Raw genomic sequence first — 15,474 nt, 5'->3', positions numbered from 1 at the left:
GAACCCGTTCGGTCGGCGGCTCGTCGTCGACGATATCGAAACCGGCTGCACTCGAAGCGGTTTCGCGATCCCGCCCGGCAGTTGTCAACGCGCGGCGCCGAGCAGTTCGAGTCGGGCAACCGCCGCCTGCGCCACCGCGAGGGCAACCTCGGCGCTGTCCACCAGGTCGCCCGTCTCGACGGCCGCCCAGGTGCGGCCGTGTGCGTAGGCACTGAGCAGGTTCCACCGAGAGGTCACCTCCATCGCCGGGTCGGGCCCGCCGAGCGCATCCGGCGGCATCAGCAGGCCGGCCTGGGCGACGATGAAGCTGTCCGAGTCGATGGCGCGGAAGCGTCGCTCACTCAGGCCGGGCCGCAGCGTCCGGGCGGCAGCCAACAACTCCGCGCGTTGTGCGTCGGCGTCGGCACACTTGCCCTGCCCAGCCCGGTTCGTCTCGAGGTACTGACGGCGATAGACCTGGTCCCGGTAGCCGAACTGCATTGTGCGATAACATTGTTCGTCGATCGGACCGGCCATGAGCCACAGCGCGGTAGCCGCGGTCGTGATGGCGGAGCGGACCAGGGTCGGGTGTGCGAATTCGTGCGGGTCCGCGTCACGGCCTGCCAGGTCCAGGTGATCGAGCGCACTGTGGATGAGCTGGACGACGGTCCCGTGCAGCGAGAGGCCGGACCCCCGCAGCATCCGGTCCGCGACCTCGGCGTCCGAGCCCGGCGCGGCCTCGATGCGGCCCAGCCGGCGCGCCAACTCACCGGCAGCGGTCGACACCCGCTCACACATACCCGGAATCTAGCTCGCTTCCACACAACAGAGCACCCCTGTCGACGACTTGATCAATGCGGCACCTCGAGCGTCCGGAGAATGGCGGTCTCGACCCGCCCGTCGCGACGGCGGCGATCCTCGGTGATGACGGGACAGTGTCGGCGCCGACATCGCGGCACACCCCCGGACCCGCCGCCGTTCCGAGTGCTGTGGCCTGCGGGTCACTGGGCGGCTGTCGGGCGACTACGCAGCGGCCGGGCGCCACGCGGATCGCGATTGGAGTAGTCGACTACTGGCTACATCCCGACGCGTCCGGCCCAGGATTGACCTGCAAGCATCTCGGACCTGTCCGGATGCCGTCACGAGTAGGAAGTCAGGGCAATGTTCAGCCACGAGCGGTACCTCACCAAGGTCATCGACTCGAACGCCCCACGACACGACGCCGCTCACGAGGCGGCGCAGTTCGACGAGATCGTGCGTGGATTGGCCGAGCGTGAACGTCTGCACGACCTCCTGTGCAGGCACGTCGGCCGCGACGTGGCGCGCCGGGCACTCGAACGCGATTCGCTGCCGGACGGCGCCGGCCTGGCGGGCGGCGAAGTCACCGAGGCCGCAGTTCTGTTCTTCGACCTCGTCGGCTCCACGTCGCTCGCGGCCACCCGACCGCCGGCCGAGGTCGCCGCCGTACTCAACCAGTTCTTCCGGATCGTGGTGACCGCGGTCGAAGGTCACCACGGCTTCGTCAACAAGTTCGAGGGTGATGCGGCACTCGCCATCTTCGGCACGCCGCGACCGGTGGCGGACCCGGCCGGCTTCGCGCTCGCGACCGCTCGATGCCTCAGACGCACCCTGGGCGCACTCCACTCGATCGACTTCGGCATCGGCGTGGCGTTCGGAGAGGTCTTCGCCGGCAACATCGGGGCCGAGCAGCGCTACGAGTACACCGTCATCGGCGATCCCGTCAACGAGGCCGCGCGCCTGTCCGGCATCGCGAAGTCCTGCGGCACCCGGACCTTCGCGTCGGGGCATGCCGTCGCGGCAGCGGCCGACGAAGAGTCGCAACACTGGACGACCGGCCGGAGCGTCACACTGAGGGGTCGCGCCGAGCCGACCGTCGTCGCCGAACCGGTCCAGCACCGGGAGAACCCATGAGCGTCGCCGCGAGTCGGTGACCCCGCGCGCCTGCGCAGCGCGGCCCGGTGCGGCATGCTGGCACCGTGACCCAATCTGTCGCAACGCCGACGACGTACCGGTTCGAGGTCTGGGCACCACTTCCGAGCCGAGTTCGGCTGCACCTGGACGGCGATCTGCACCCCATGTCCCGCGACGACGACGGTTGGTGGCGCGCGGATCTTCCCGCGCGCGCCGACAGCAGGTACGGGTTCGTACTCGACGACGATCCGACGGTGCTGCCCGACCCGCGGTCGCCTCGCCAGCCCGACGGTGTGCACTCCCCCTCGCAGCTGCACGCACTCGACCCCGATGCGTGGACCGACGCGCAGTGGACGGGACGTCAGCTCGCCGGCAGCGTCGTCTACGAACTGCACGTCGGAACGTTCACCGCCGAGGGCACTTTCGACGCGGCGGTCGAGCGCCTCGACCACCTCGTGGACCTCGGGGTCGGCTTCGTCGAACTGATGCCGGTCAACGGTTTCAACGGCGAGAGCGGCTGGGGCTACGACGGCGTCCTCTGGTACACGGTGCACGAGCCGTACGGCGGTCCGGACGGCCTGCAGCGCCTGGTCGACGCCTGCCACCGCCGTGGGCTCGGCGTCATCCTCGACGTGGTCTACAACCACCTCGGGCCGTCCGGCAACTACCTCGACCGCTACGCCCCGTACCTGTCCGAGACCGCCAACCCGTGGGGGCGAGGCGTCAACATCTCCGGGCCGTCCTCGGGTGAGGTGCGCCGCTACATCATCGACAACGCGCTGCGCTGGCTGCGCGACTTCCACATCGACGGTCTGCGTATCGACGCCGTCCACGCGCTCGACGACCGCACCGCCACCCACCTGCTCGAGGACGTGGCCGTCGAGACGCAGACGCTCTCGGCCCACCTCCGCAGGCCGCTCACGTTGGTCGCGGAGTCCGACCTCAACGACCCGGTCCTGATCGCGCCGCGGTCGGCGGGCGGCTACGGCCTCGATGCGCAGTGGAACGACGACATCCACCACGCGGTGCACGCCGCCGTGTCGGGCGAACGGCAAGGCTACTACGGCGATTTCGGCTCCCTGCAGTGTCTGGCGAGCACGCTGCGGCAGGGCTTCTTCCATGCCGGCACCTTCTCCAGCTTCCGGGGCCGCACCCACGGCCGTCCGCTCGACGTCCGGCGCACCCCCGCCAGCGCGCTGCTCGCCTACACGTGCACCCACGACCAGGTCGGCAATCGGGCGGTCGGTGACCGTCCCGGCAGCTACCTGTCGGCGGGCCAGCTCGCGATCAAGGCGGCGCTGGTGCTCGGATCTCCGTACACCCCCATGCTGTTCATGGGCGAGGAGTGGGGCGCGAGCACCCCGTTCCAGTTCTTCACCTCGCATCCGGAACCCGAGCTGGCCCTGGCCACCGCCGCGGGCAGGCGTGCGGAGTTCGCCGGGCACGGCTGGGGCAGCGACGCGGTGCCCGATCCGCAGGACCCGCAGACCTTTTTGCGATCCAAGCTGAACTGGGGCGAGCTCTCCGAGCCCGACCACCGGCGCCTACACGACTGCTACCGCGCGCTCATCGCTCTGCGGGCCGAGCGAGCCGAGCTCACCGATCCGTGGCTCGAGCACCTCGTCGTGGACTACGACGAGGACGAACGCTGGATCGTGCTCGTGCGCGGCGACATCCGACTGGCCTGCAACCTCGGACCGAGCCCGGTGACGGTCCCGGTCGGTGGGCGCCCACTGCTGTGGTGGGACCCACCGACCCAGGATCAGACCGCCTCGGCCATCGTCGTCCCCGGCCACTCGTTCGTGATCCTGGACGCCCCCTAGCGGGTACGCATCAACCGGTGGACGAGCACGGAGGTGACCAACAGGATCACCGCGGTGATTGCGGCGGCCACGTGCATACCGCTGACGAACGACTGGTGCGCGGACTCGACCAGGGCGGCCCCGACCTCCTGCGGCACCGACTTCGCGACCGCCACCGCACCGCCGAGGGTCTCCTGCGCGGCGTGCCCGGCATCACCGGCGAGCGCCGAGACGTCCAGTCCCCGACGGAACATCGCCAGCACCACGCTGCCGAGAATCGCGACGCCGAGCGCGACGCCCAGTTCGTACGCCGTCTCGGACACCGCCGAGGCCGCACCGGCCCGCTCGGGCTCGACCGAGCTGACCACCAGGTCCGAGGTCAGCGTCAGCGCGATACCGACGCCCGAACCGATCAGCACGAAGCCGCCCACGAACATCGCGGGGCCGCCGTCGGCCTGCAGCCACATCATCGCGGCAGCACCGATCGCGGCGACGGCGAGCCCGATCGACAGCACCGTCCCCGGCCGCCACCTGCGCACGAACCACGCGGCCAGCAACGAGAACACGATGCTCGTCGCGGTACCCGGAAGCATCAGCAGTCCGGCCTGCAGCGGGGTCTTGCCGAGCACCAACTGCAGGTACTGCGAGCCGAAGAACAGCACACCGGCGAGCGCGAACACCGAGAGCAGGTTGGTCAGCACCGCGGTGGTGAAGGCCGCGCGACGGAACAACCGAAGGTCGATCATCGGGTTCTCGAGGCGCGTCTGCCTGCGGACGAACGCGTAGCCGGCGAGCAGTCCCACCGCACCGACCGCGGCCAGGGTCAGGTCGGGACCGTGTGCCACCGACTCCTTGACCGCGTACACGAGAGGAACCATGGCCAGCATCGACAATGCCGCGCTCGGCAGGTCGAAACGACCCGGTTTCGGATCCTTGGACTCCCGGATCACCATCGGCCCGAACACGATCAGTGTGGCCATCACCGGCAGGTTCACCAGGAACACCGAACCCCACCAGAAGTGCTCGAGCAGCCAGCCGCCGACCAGCGGTCCGGCCGCGGCGCCGCCACCGGCCATCGCTCCCCACACGCCGATCGCGGTGGTCCGCTGACGCGGGTTGACGAACATGGTCCGGATCAGGCCGAGCGTCGCGGGCATCAGCGTCGCGCCGGAGACACCCTGCAGCACACGGGCCGCGATCAGCATCTCCGGGCTCGCGGCGAACGCCGCGATCGCCGACGCGACACCGAATCCGGCGGCGCCGATCAGCAGCAACCGGCGTCGGCCGATCCGGTCGCCGAGGGTGCCCATGGTGATGAGCAGTCCGGCGAGGACGAACGAGTAGACGTCGATGATCCACAGCAGCTGGGTGCTGCTGGGCGCCAGGTCGGCGCTGATGAACGGCAACGCGAGGTCCAGGACCGTGGCGTCGACGGAGATCAGCAGCACGGCAAGGGCCAGCACGACCAGGCCCAGCCAGTCGCGGCCACTCGCCCGGACGTCGGTCGCATCGTCGATCGGTTTCTTGTCTGTGGTGACAGACACGGTTGCTCCCACTCAGCTCGAAATCAGAGGAATCCACACTGAACCGTCCAGCCGGTACAGTGACCGACCCAGGCTAACAGTAAACCGTCCAGCCGGTACAGTGATATCCGTGACAGGACACCAGCGATGACCGCGACCCCCGCGGCGAGCACCCGCGACCGAATCCTCGATGCGCTCGAGAGACTGCTGCTCGAGCGCGGACTCTCGCAGGTCACGCTCGAGGCCGTGGCCGCCGAGGCCGGCGTCTCCAAGGGCGGCCTGCTCTACCACTTCCGCAGCAAGGACGCGCTTCTCGCCGGCATGGTTCGTCGGCTCGGCGAACGGTCCGACCAGCAACTCGCCGAGTCCGGATCGTCGGTTGCCGAGTGGTACCTGCAGACGCTGGACGCCGGCACCACCAACGAGCTCGCACTGTTCCAGTCCACCATCGCGGCGCTGCGCTCCGTCGACGGCCAGCAGGGCGAGGTGCAACAGGCCGTGATCGACATGATGCGGTCGTGGGACGACGGCCTGCGCGCAGAGTTCGCCGACCCGGTCCAGGCCGAGATCGTGCGGCTCGTCGGCGACGGCCTCTACCTTGCGGCGCTGATGGGCCTGCCGCAGCCCGACCCCGAGCTTCATCGCAAGGTGGTCAGCCGGCTCCTCGGCCGGGAAGCTCTCGAGTAGGAGCACCGCCCCCGGAACGGCACCGCCTGCTCGAGCTCGCTGTGTTGAGGCGACCCGCATGAAGCCCTGACAATTGGCCGAAACACCCAGCGGCAGGGCCATTCCGGGCTAGGCTCTGGCGCATCGGAGTCCAACGACGGAGGCTGCCCGTGCGTCGAATGGCATTGTGTCTCATCCCGATCCAGCTCGCCGCGTCACGTGCAAGCGACGCGACACCCACGGTCCCGAACGTGCGCCCGCCGATGCCGGCCAGCGCCCAGGGCCCCGGTACCGCCCCGGCCGCCGACAGCACGTAGCGATTGCCGCGGCGCCGGCGAGCAGGAGCACCTCGGCGACCAGGACCGCACCCATCGACGCGGTCATGAGCCCGCTCAGGTCGACCGCCCCTCCGGTCATCGCACCCGGCGTCTCGGACACCACGGTGCCCCCGTGGTGATGCATCGCGGGGGCACCGGCGAACAGTGGCATCACCGCCATCGACCCGGCGTGTACGGCGAGCATCGCCGCACCTCCCGCCGCCGCGACGGTCCACGTGCGCAGGCTCGGCGCGTGCCACAGATGCCGCGCGCAGTTCAGACACCAGCCCGCCATCGCCCCCAACACCGTTGCCAACACGAGAGATTGCCCGAGCAGCAGCACCGCGAGCACCAGGTGCGCGCCCGCCGCGACTCCGCTCGTCGCCGCAGCGACCCGACCCGCGAGAACGTCCACCGGCTCAGCCTCGGGTCACGGCGGCGACGTCCTCCTCGCCGACGAGGGCCGGGGTGTCGCGGGTCAACGTCCGGCCCAGGAAGAAGTCGGGCTGCCTGATCCGCATGACCAGCATCAGCACCGCGCCGAGCAGCAGGACGCCGAAGCCCATGAAGAACACCAGCCCGACGCCGCCGATGGACGCGCCGCTCCCGTTGTCCGGGTTCATGCTCTCCCCGATCGAGATGACGAACACCGCGGCCAGCATGAGCCCGCCGAGCAGTGGGAACAAGAACTTGAACACGAAGTTGCGTGCGCTGGTGAACAACTCGTGGCGGAAGTACCACACGCAGGCGAATGCCGTGATGCCGTAGTACCAGCAGATCATGATGCCGAGCGCAGCGATGGTGTCGAGCAGCGTTCGCTCCGAGAGCAGGGTGACGACGGTGTAGAACACGCCAGTGACCACGCCCGCGACCACCGTGGCGTAGGTCGGCACCAGGAACCTCGGGTTGACCTCGGCGAGCTTCTTCGGGAACGCGCGGTACGCACCCATCGCCAGCATGGTGCGGGCGGCGGGCAGGAACGTCGTCTGCAGGCTCGCCGCCGAGGAGGCCAGCACGGCGAGGAACAGCAGCAACCCGGGCCAGTGCCCCAGCACCGGCTCGGCCAGCGCACCGAAGACGTTTTCCGAGTTGTCAGGGTTGCCGAGCCCGAGCCCGTCCTCCCCCACCCCCGCGTACATCATCACCGCGACCGCGACCAGCAGGTAGGTGATCAGGATCGACACCACACACAGCAAGCCGGCGCGTCCGGGCGTCTTCTTGGGGTCCTTGGACTCCTCACCCAGGGTCAGGCAGGTGTCCCAGCCCCAGAAGGCGAAGATCGAGCCGGTCAGCCCGACCACGAAGGCTCCGATGGCGAGACCACTGAACGGGTTGAACCAGGACAGGCTGAAGGTGAGGTTCGCCGGCGCGGTTCCGTTCGCCACGTGCACGAACGCCGTGATCACGAAGGCGAGGAGCACGACCATCTGGAAGCCGACGAGGATGAACTGGAGCCGCTCGCTGGTGGTGATGCCGCGACCCGAAATCCAGGTGGCCAGCGCGAGGAACGCGAGTGTGGTGGCGATGTTGACCGCCTTGTTGCCCGCCAGGTCCGCTATGCCCGGATGGTCGAAGACCCTGGCCAGGAACAGGTAGAAGAACTGCACCGCGATCGCGGCCAGGTTGGACAGCACGATGATGGTCGCCATCACCATGCCCCACCCACACATCCAGCCGACGTACGGGCCGAACGCCTTCGTGGACCAGGTGAACGACGCGCCGCAGTCGGGAGACTCGGAATTGAGCTCCCGGTACGCGTAGGCGGTGAGGAACATCGGGATGAAACCGGCGATGAAGATCGCGGGCATCTTCAGTCCCACCGCGGCCACGATCAGGCCGATGCTGGCCGTCAGCGTGTAACCGGGCGCCACACAGGAGATCCCGATGATCGCGCCCGAGAGGGTGCCGACCTTCCCGGCCGCGAGACCTTTGGAGACCAACCCGGTGGATTCGCGTTCACTGTCGTCAGTCATGGTCGGAGTACTCCTCTTTCGGAACGACGATCATGGGGACCGGAACGACGCGGAGCATCTTGGCCGCCGTCGAACCGAGGAAGAGGTGACGAGGACGCGCAAGTCGGCTCGAGCCGACCATCATCACGTCCCCGTCCGTCCACTCCAACTTGCTCACCGCAGACTCCACGCTGGTTCCGTCCGCGACCTGCGAGTCGACGGAAATCCCCTTCGGCAGCGCGGTCTTCGCCGTCTCGAGGACGGCGCCGGCATGCGCGAGGCTGCGCTCGCGCGCCGAGGCCTGGGTGTCGGACCGCCGCCGCGTGGACGCGTCCAGCGGCACCAGCGACACCAGCCGCAACGGCGCCCCGGAGAGTTCGGTGACCCGCACCGCCTCCCGAAGCAGCACGTCGGCACCCGCGCGCGTTCCGAGTGCGCAGGTGACCTGACCGATCCGTTTCGCGGTCGAGTGCCGCATCCCTCGGGGCGCCAACGCCATCGGCAGATGCGCACAGTGCAGCAGTTCGCCGGTGACCGACCCGATCGAGTGCCGACCGAGCAGCCCGTCCCCGGCCGCGCCGATGACGATCAACGATGCGTCCAGCTCGCGAGCGGCGTCGAGCAGGCCCTGCGCGAACGACTCGTGGTACCGCAGGTGAGTGCGCGCCACCACGTCGTCCGGGACGGTCGCTCGGGCCTCGACCAACCACTCCACCGCCTGGTCGGCCAGCAGGTCCTCGTACGCCGACTCGGTCGGGATCCGCACACCGACCGGTTCCTCCGGCGGGAGGACGAGGCAGATGTCGATCTCCGCCCCGAGACTGCGGGCGAGCAGTACCGCGAGGGCGAGTCCGTCGGCACCGCTCGGGGTGGCGAGATATCCAACTACCAAACGCATGTCGGCCAACCTTCGTCGATCGGTAGGGGGCGTAGTCGTCCCGACGGGACGACTACGGGGTCAGGGCGACGTACTTGGTGTCGAGGTACTCCTCGATGCCCTCGGTACCCCCCTCGCTGCCGAGGCCGGACTGCTTGACGCCGCCGAAGGGCGCCGCCGGATCCGAGATCACGCCGCGGTTGACGCCGACCATCCCGGATTCGAGCGCGTCCGCCACCCGCATCGCCCGGTCCAGGTTCTGCGTGTAGATGTAGGCCGCGAGGCCGAACTCGGTGCCGTTCGCGGCGGCGATCGCCTCGTCCTCGGTGTCGAAGCCGGTGATCGCGGCGACCGGCCCGAAGATCTCCTCGGCGACGATCCGCGAGTCGACGGGGACGTTGTCGAGGACGGTCGGCTGGTAGAAGTACCCGGGCCCGTCGACGACGACGCCGCCTGTCCGCACGCGCGCTCCGGCGGCGATCGCGTCGTCCACCAGCGCGGCGACGCTGCCGCGCTGGCGTTCGTTGATCAGCGGACCGATCTGGGTGCCGTCCTCGTATCCCGCGCCGACGGTCATGGCCGCGATCTTCTCGGTGAGCTTGGCGGTGAACTCCTCGCGGACGGAATTGGCCACGATCAACCGGTTCGCCGCCGTGCAGGCCTCACCGCCGTTGCGCATCTTCGCGGCCATCGCGCCGTCCACCGCCGCGTCGACGTCGGCGTCGTCGAACACCACGAACGGCGCGTTGCCACCGAGTTCCATCGACGTGCGCAGCACCTGATGCGCGGACTGCTCGATCAGCAACTTGCCGACCCTGGTCGACCCGGTGAAGGTGACCTTGCGCAGCCGCGGGTCGGCGAGCAACGGCGCCGTGACCGATGCGGCGTCCGAGGCGGGCAGCACCGACAGCACACCGGCGGGCAGCCCGGCCTCCGCGAAGATCTCCGCGAGCAGCAGCATGGTCAGCGGGGTGTCCTCGGCCGGCTTCACGATCATGGTGCAACCGGCGGCCAGCGCCGGCCCGATCTTCCTGGTGCCCATGGCCAGTGGGAAGTTCCACGGCGTGATCGCGAGGCAGGGTCCGACGGGCGCCTTGGTCACCAGGATCCGCCCGTTCCCGGACGGTGCCGCGGTGAATCGGCCCTGGATCCGCACCGCCTCCTCGCTGAACCAGCGCAGGAACTCGGCGCCGTACGCCACCTCGCCGCGGCTCTCCGACAGCGCCTTGCCCATCTCCAGCGTCATCAGCAGCGCGAGATCCTCGGCGCGTGCGGTGGCCAGTTCCCATGCCGCGCGCAGGATGTCCGAACGCTTGCGCGGCGCGGTGGCCGCCCACTCCTGCTGTACCCGGCACGCCGAGTCGAGCGCGCGCAGCGCGTCCTTGCCGGTCGCGTCCGCGACCTCGGCGAGCGTCTCGCCGGTGGCGGGGTTGAGCACCGCGAAGGTGCCACCGTCCACGGCGTCCGACGGTCCGCCGTCGATCCACAGCCCGGTGGGCACGGCGGCGAGAAGTTCCTCGAAGTTACTCATGATCGTCCTTTGCGTGACACGGCTCGGATACATGGCAGGACTTGGACTCGGTCGGCGCGACGTCGAGCGCGGGATTGCGGTCGAAGAAGCCGACCGGCTTGAGCCAGAAGTTGACGGTGTCCGCGGGCATCACCGGCCAGTCCTCGGGCCGGGTGATGTGGTGGATGCCGAAGACGTACCACATGACCACGTCGGTGTTCTCGATGTTGCGATCGGCCTCGGTCCACTCCGGCAGCCCGTGGTCGACCCCGCTCTGGTTGACGAATTCGCCTGCGGGCCAACGCTCGTCCTCGGCGTTGGGGGTGACCCACACGGTGTGCCCGATCACCTGGGTGCGCTGGAAGATCGGCGAGGCGGGGTCGAACATCGACGGGATCGCTCCGCCGGGCACCAGCTTGTACGCGGGAGCGGTGCCCAGCCCGTTGGTGGAGTTGTCGTTGACGACCTTCCACGCCCGCTGCGACTGCCAGTCGTAGTCCTGCTTGCCCTCCGCCTCGGTGCGCAGCGGGGTGTTCTTCTGCCGCAGCGACAGCCCGTAGGGGTTGTCCGGACCCATCGGCACCATCTCGGTCTCGGTGGCGTAGATGGTGTTCTCGGTGCCGTCCACGTCGAGGTCCATCCGGGCGACCAGGAAGTGCTGGTGGTACGGCGCGTAGGTGCGCCGGTCGACGAGCGTGCCGTGCGGATGCGACGCGCCCTCGTCGAAGTGGCTGACCACCATGATCCCCGTCGCGCGGACCTCGCACTCGATGTTGCCGTCCTGGTAGAAGCGCCAGTAGGTGAGGTACTCGTAGTTGGCGACGGTGACATGGAACGAGACCGTCAGCCGGCGCATCCGGCGGACCTCGGCGCCGTCGTGATCGACGTGCTTCCACAGGACCGCGTTGTCCTCCTCGTGGATGCAGATCGCATTCTTGATCGTGTACGGCTCGCCCTTGCTGTTGTGCAACGTGGCGTCGAGGTAGCGGATCTCACCGAGGCAGTCGCAGCCCAGCTCGAGCGAGGTGGTCATGAACCCGATGCCCCACTCGCCGATGTCGAACGCGGTGCGCCTGTAGTGGTCGTCGCAGTGGTCGCGGTACGGCACGATCATCTCGGCGAAGGACAGCCGGTTGGCGATCGAGCGCCTGCGCCCGTTGTCGTTGTAGGACACCGCGTGCAGGGTCATCCCCTCGCGGTAGTTGAACCCCACCCGCAGCGACCAGTTCTGCCACTCGAGCTTGTTGCCCTCGAGCGCGAACGACGGTCCCTCGGGCTGGGTGATCTCCAGCGGCTTCAGCGGTTCCCGGGTGCTGGCGCCCAGAATCCGCTCGGGGATGTGCCGCGGGACGTACTCCCCCATGATCTCGGGACGGTCGACCCGGAAGGTGTCCTCGATCTCGAGCAGCTCCATGCTGTTCACGTCGATCACGCAGTGAAAGCCGTTGACCGGTCCCGCATAGGGATTCGCGCCGTCGGCCGCCTTGACCCAGGTGTCGGACCAGCCGAGCCTGCGGCCCTTGTACTTCTCCGGGATCACCGCCTCGCCGTAGGTCCAGGTGTCCATGAACACCTTGGACATGTCGGTGATGCCGCGATCGGCCAGGGCCGCGATCACGTCGGGGTGGCCTCGCAGGACCTCGTCGCACTCCTCCCACTCGTCGACGGTGAAGTTCGCCTGCACGCCGGGAACGTGCTGCCACGAGACCACCGAATCCGTGGTGAGGGAGACCAGCGCCTTGTACGTCTTGTTCTCGGCGCGCTCGAAACACACCACGTGCGCGCGCCGGTCGGGCACCGTCGCGTCGGCGTCGAACGCGGCGACGGCGGCCTTGCTCGGTTCGGCGAGCTCGATCGACGCGTACCGCCAGCCGGGGCCCACCCCGTGCTCGCGGGAGAGGACTGCCGCGACCTCGGTGAACTCCTCGGACGCGAGCGGGTCGAGCGGATGGAAGGTCACCGACGCCGCCGGCGCCGTCGAAGTGTCAGCCACGGTTACTCCCTGCCAGAGTGCGGATGGTGGCCTCGACGACGTCGAGCGCGTCGCCGAGGAGTTCGTCGCCGATCACCAGCGGCGGCAACAGCCGGATCACGTTGCCGTAGGTGCCGCAGGTGAGCAGGATGACGCCCTGCTCGAGCGCCTTCGCCGCGATCGCCTTGGTGATGTCGGGGTCCGGCTCGGTGCCGCCCGGTTCGACGAATTCCATGGCCAGCATGGCGCCGCGACCGCGAACGTCCCCGATGACGTCGAGCTCCGCGGCCAGCGCGCGCAGGCGCCCGAGGGCGAGGTCACCGATGTGGCGGGCCCGCGCGGGCAGGTCGAACTCGCGCATGGTCTCGATCGAGGCGAGTGCGGCCGCGCAGGCGACCGGGTTGCCGCCGTAGGTGCCGCCGAGTCCGCCGGGGTGCACCGCGTCGAGCAACTCCGCGCGGCCGGTGATCGCGGCGAGCGGCATTCCACCAGCGATGCCCTTGGCCATCGTGACGATGTCCGGGACGATGCCCTCGTCCTCGCTGGCGAACCAGGCGCCGGTACGGGCGAAGCCGGTCTGCACCTCGTCGGCGATGAAGACGACCCCGTGCTGCCGTGCCCAGGCGACGAGGGTCGGCAGGAATCCCGCTGCCGGAACGATGAATCCGCCCTCACCCTGGATCGGCTCGATGATGATCGCCGCGACGCCGTCGGCGCCGATCTGCTTCTCGATCTGACTGATCACCCGGCGGGCGGCCTGCTCACCGGTCAGCCCCGCCTCGTCGCGGAACGGGTACGACATCGGCATCCGGTAGATCTCCGGGGCGAACGGGCCGAAGTGCGCCTTGTAGGGCATCGACTTCGCCGTCAACGCCATGGTCAGGTTCGTGCGGCCGTGGTACGCGTGATCGAACGCGACGACGGCGTCGCGTCCGGTGGCCAACCGGGCCACCTTGACCGCGTTCTCCACCGCCTCGGCCCCCGAGTTGAACAGCACGGAGCGCTTCTCGTGGTCACCGGGTGTGAGCGCCGCCAACTCCTCGGCCACCCGCACGTAACTCTCGTACGGCGTGACCATGAAGCAGGTGTGCGTGAAGTGACCAGCTTGCTCCGAAACTGCCTGCGCCACCGCGGGATTGGAGGCACCGACGCTGGTCACGGCGATGCCCGCACCCAGGTCCACCAGGGAATTGCCGTCCACGTCCACCACGACGCCGCCGTCGGCGTCGGCGGCGTACACGGGCACGCTCGACCCGACGCCCGCCGCCACAGCGGCCTTGCGCCGGGCGGTGAGCGCCAGCGAGCGCGGTCCGGGCAGCTCGGTGACGAGTGCCCGCTTCTGCGGGAGGCGGTACCGAATGTCAGTCATTGATCCATCCCTCGAATAGGAAGTGCGCGGTCAGTCGTGCGAGCTCATGACGTGCTTGATGCGGGTGTAGTCCTCGACCCCGTACGCGGACAGGTCCTTTCCGTATCCGGAGTACTTGAATCCACCGTGCGGCATCTCCGCGACGAGCGGGATGTGGCAGTTGACCCAGACCGCGCCGAAGTCGAGGGCGGCCGAGAGCCGCTGCACGGTTCCGTGATCGGTGGTCCACACGCTCGACGCGAGCCCGAAACGGACGTCGTTGGCCAGCTCGACGGCCTCGGCCTCGTCGGTGAACGACTGCACCGTCAACACCGGGCCGAAGGTCTCCTCCTGCACGATGTCGTCGTCCTGGCGAACGCCCGTCACGATGGTCGGCTCCAGGAAGAATCCCTTGTCCCCGATCCGATTTCCGCCGGTGACGACCGTGGCGTGCGCCGGCAGCGCGGCGATCTTTCCGGTCACCGCGGTGAAGTGGTTGACGTTGTTGAGCGGGCCGTAGAAGGTCTCGGGGTCGTCGGGCAGCCCGGTCTTGAGTGTCTTCGCCTTGGCGACCAGCGCGTCGACGAGCTGATCGTGGATCGACTCGTGGACGAGCACCCGCGTCACCGCCGTGCAGTCCTGACCGGCGTTGAAGAACGCGGCCTCCGCGATCCCGTCGGCCGTCTTGGTCACGTCGACGTCGCCGAACACCACGGCCGGGGCCTTGCCACCGAGTTCGAGGTGCGCCCGCTTGAGTTGCTTGGCGGCCGAGACCGCCACCGCGATACCCGCGCGGACCGATCCCGTGATCGAGACCAGGCCGATCGCCGGGTGTTCGACGAGCGTCGCGCCGGTGCCGCCGTTGCCCAGCACCACATTGAGCACACCGTCGGGCAGGATCCCCTTGGTCAGGCGCGCCAGCACGAGGGTGCTCTCGGGCGTGGTGTCGCTCGGTTTGAGCACGATGGTGTTCCCCGCCGCGAGCGCCGGTCCGATCTTCCAGATCGCCATCATGAACGGGTAGTTCCACGGCGTCACCTGGCCGACGACGCCGATCGGCTCGCGCCGGACGTAGGAGGTGAAGCCCTCCATGTACTCGCCCGCCGACTTGCCCTCGAGCATCCGGGCGGCGCCGGCGAAGAAGCGGAGCTGGTCCGCACCGACCTTCACCTCCTCCGCCGCGATGACCGCCGTGGGCTGGCCGGTGTTGCGGCTCTGCGCCTCGACGAGTTCGGCGCTGTGCGCCTCGATCGCGTCCGCCAGCGCGAGCAGTGCGGCCTGCCGTACGCCGGGCGTGGTCTTGCCCCACGCGACGAAGGCCTTCTTCGCGGCGTCGACCGCGGCGTCGATGTCCGCCTTCGTGGAGATCGGCGACCTGGCCACGACCGTCTCGTCGACCGGATTGATCACCTCGATCGTCTCCGACGCGGTCGACGGCACGAACTCGCCGTTGATGAAGTTCTCGAGCAGGTCGGATCCCATACGTTCCACTCCTCCAGGCCGATGGCGGGCACAGCAGCGTTCGCGGTGGCGGGTTGTGACAAGTGTGCGCCACGTCACTGCCCGGGACACGTGCCGAAATGAACCGTTCGGTGA

11 protein-coding genes and 1 pseudogene are annotated in these 15,474 nt (G+C 69.0%); 3 read left to right on the top strand and 9 right to left on the bottom strand.

Going from position 1 to position 15,474, the window contains the following annotated elements; all coding sequences use genetic code 11:
- Positions 1-84: 84 nt before the first annotated feature.
- The gene (locus ACFXGJ_RS03945) at positions 85-777 is read right to left on the bottom strand and encodes a hypothetical protein (RefSeq protein WP_378616690.1); all 693 of its coding nucleotides are present in this window, start codon (positions 775-777) and stop codon (positions 85-87) included.
- Between the two features lie 444 nt (positions 778-1,221).
- Here ACFXGJ_RS03945 and ACFXGJ_RS03940 point away from each other — a divergent pair.
- Positions 1,222-1,911: pseudogene (locus ACFXGJ_RS03940) on the top strand (adenylate/guanylate cyclase domain-containing protein); the annotation flags it as partial.
- 65 nt (positions 1,912-1,976) lie between these two features.
- Complete coding sequence (gene treZ, locus ACFXGJ_RS03935) at positions 1,977-3,734, top strand: malto-oligosyltrehalose trehalohydrolase (RefSeq protein WP_378616688.1); 1,758 nt, start codon at positions 1,977-1,979, stop codon at positions 3,732-3,734.
- Here the strand turns inward: treZ and ACFXGJ_RS03930 are convergent.
- Entirely contained in the window at positions 3,731-5,257 is a 1,527-nt protein-coding gene (locus ACFXGJ_RS03930; RefSeq protein ID WP_378616686.1) for an MFS transporter, read from the bottom strand. The two genes, treZ and ACFXGJ_RS03930, sit on opposite strands and share 4 nt — an antisense overlap.
- Positions 5,258-5,383: 126 nt before the next feature.
- Between ACFXGJ_RS03930 and ACFXGJ_RS03925 the strand changes: the two genes are divergently transcribed.
- Positions 5,384-5,923, top strand: coding sequence for a TetR/AcrR family transcriptional regulator (locus ACFXGJ_RS03925; RefSeq protein ID WP_378616684.1), 540 nt, complete (start codon positions 5,384-5,386; stop codon positions 5,921-5,923).
- A gap of 171 nt (positions 5,924-6,094) precedes the next feature.
- Here the strand turns inward: ACFXGJ_RS03925 and ACFXGJ_RS03920 are convergent, their stop codons facing one another.
- Genes ACFXGJ_RS03920 through ACFXGJ_RS03890 form a run of 7 tightly spaced genes read right to left on the bottom strand, consistent with a single transcriptional unit; the run spans position 6,095 to position 15,360 of the window.
- Positions 6,095-6,634 (bottom strand): hypothetical protein, encoded by a 540-nt coding sequence (locus ACFXGJ_RS03920; RefSeq protein ID WP_378616682.1) that lies wholly within the window; start codon positions 6,632-6,634, stop codon positions 6,095-6,097.
- 4 nt (positions 6,635-6,638) lie between these two features.
- Positions 6,639-8,192 (bottom strand): APC family permease, encoded by a 1,554-nt coding sequence (locus tag ACFXGJ_RS03915; protein ID WP_378616680.1) that lies wholly within the window; start codon positions 8,190-8,192, stop codon positions 6,639-6,641.
- Positions 8,185-9,069: a universal stress protein gene (locus ACFXGJ_RS03910; RefSeq protein WP_378616678.1), complete on the bottom strand. Its 885-nt coding sequence runs from the start codon at positions 9,067-9,069 to the stop codon at positions 8,185-8,187. The genes ACFXGJ_RS03915 and ACFXGJ_RS03910 overlap by 8 nt, the downstream gene beginning before the upstream one ends.
- A gap of 52 nt (positions 9,070-9,121) precedes the next feature.
- Complete coding sequence (locus ACFXGJ_RS03905) at positions 9,122-10,579, bottom strand: NAD-dependent succinate-semialdehyde dehydrogenase (RefSeq protein ID WP_378616676.1); 1,458 nt, start codon at positions 10,577-10,579, stop codon at positions 9,122-9,124.
- Complete coding sequence (locus ACFXGJ_RS03900; RefSeq protein ID WP_378616674.1) at positions 10,572-12,551, bottom strand: primary-amine oxidase; 1,980 nt, start codon at positions 12,549-12,551, stop codon at positions 10,572-10,574. The genes ACFXGJ_RS03905 and ACFXGJ_RS03900 overlap by 8 nt, the downstream gene beginning before the upstream one ends.
- Entirely contained in the window at positions 12,544-13,899 is a 1,356-nt protein-coding gene (gabT, locus tag ACFXGJ_RS03895) for a 4-aminobutyrate--2-oxoglutarate transaminase (RefSeq protein WP_378616672.1), read from the bottom strand. Before gabT ends, ACFXGJ_RS03900 begins: the two co-directional genes overlap by 8 nt.
- 30 nt (positions 13,900-13,929) lie before the next feature.
- The gene (locus ACFXGJ_RS03890) at positions 13,930-15,360 is read right to left on the bottom strand and encodes an aminobutyraldehyde dehydrogenase (RefSeq protein ID WP_378616670.1); all 1,431 of its coding nucleotides are present in this window, start codon (positions 15,358-15,360) and stop codon (positions 13,930-13,932) included.
- Between the last annotated feature and the right edge of the window lie 114 nt (positions 15,361-15,474).

Source organism: Rhodococcus sp. NPDC059234, from assembly GCF_042754225.1.
In the GTDB taxonomy this organism is placed as follows: Bacteria; Actinomycetota; Actinomycetes; order Mycobacteriales; family Mycobacteriaceae; genus Rhodococcus_G.
This window is presented reverse-complemented; position numbering and strand designations above follow the sequence as displayed.

What these genes read in the sequence shown, in the direction of transcription:
- ACFXGJ_RS03925 (WP_378616684.1), top strand. Translation starts at nt 5,384, where the DNA reads ATGACCGCGACCCCCGCGGCGAGCACCCGCGACCGAATCCTCGATGCG.
- ACFXGJ_RS03905 (WP_378616676.1), bottom strand. Translation starts at nt 10,579, where the DNA reads ATGAGTAACTTCGAGGAACTTCTCGCCGCCGTGCCCACCGGGCTGTGG.
- ACFXGJ_RS03910 (WP_378616678.1), bottom strand. Translation starts at nt 9,069, where the DNA reads ATGCGTTTGGTAGTTGGATATCTCGCCACCCCGAGCGGTGCCGACGGA.
- ACFXGJ_RS03890 (WP_378616670.1), bottom strand. Translation starts at nt 15,360, where the DNA reads ATGGGATCCGACCTGCTCGAGAACTTCATCAACGGCGAGTTCGTGCCG.
- gabT (WP_378616672.1), bottom strand. Translation starts at nt 13,899, where the DNA reads ATGACTGACATTCGGTACCGCCTCCCGCAGAAGCGGGCACTCGTCACC.
- ACFXGJ_RS03915 (WP_378616680.1), bottom strand. Translation starts at nt 8,192, where the DNA reads ATGACTGACGACAGTGAACGCGAATCCACCGGGTTGGTCTCCAAAGGT.
- ACFXGJ_RS03945 (WP_378616690.1), bottom strand. Translation starts at nt 777, where the DNA reads ATGTGTGAGCGGGTGTCGACCGCTGCCGGTGAGTTGGCGCGCCGGCTG.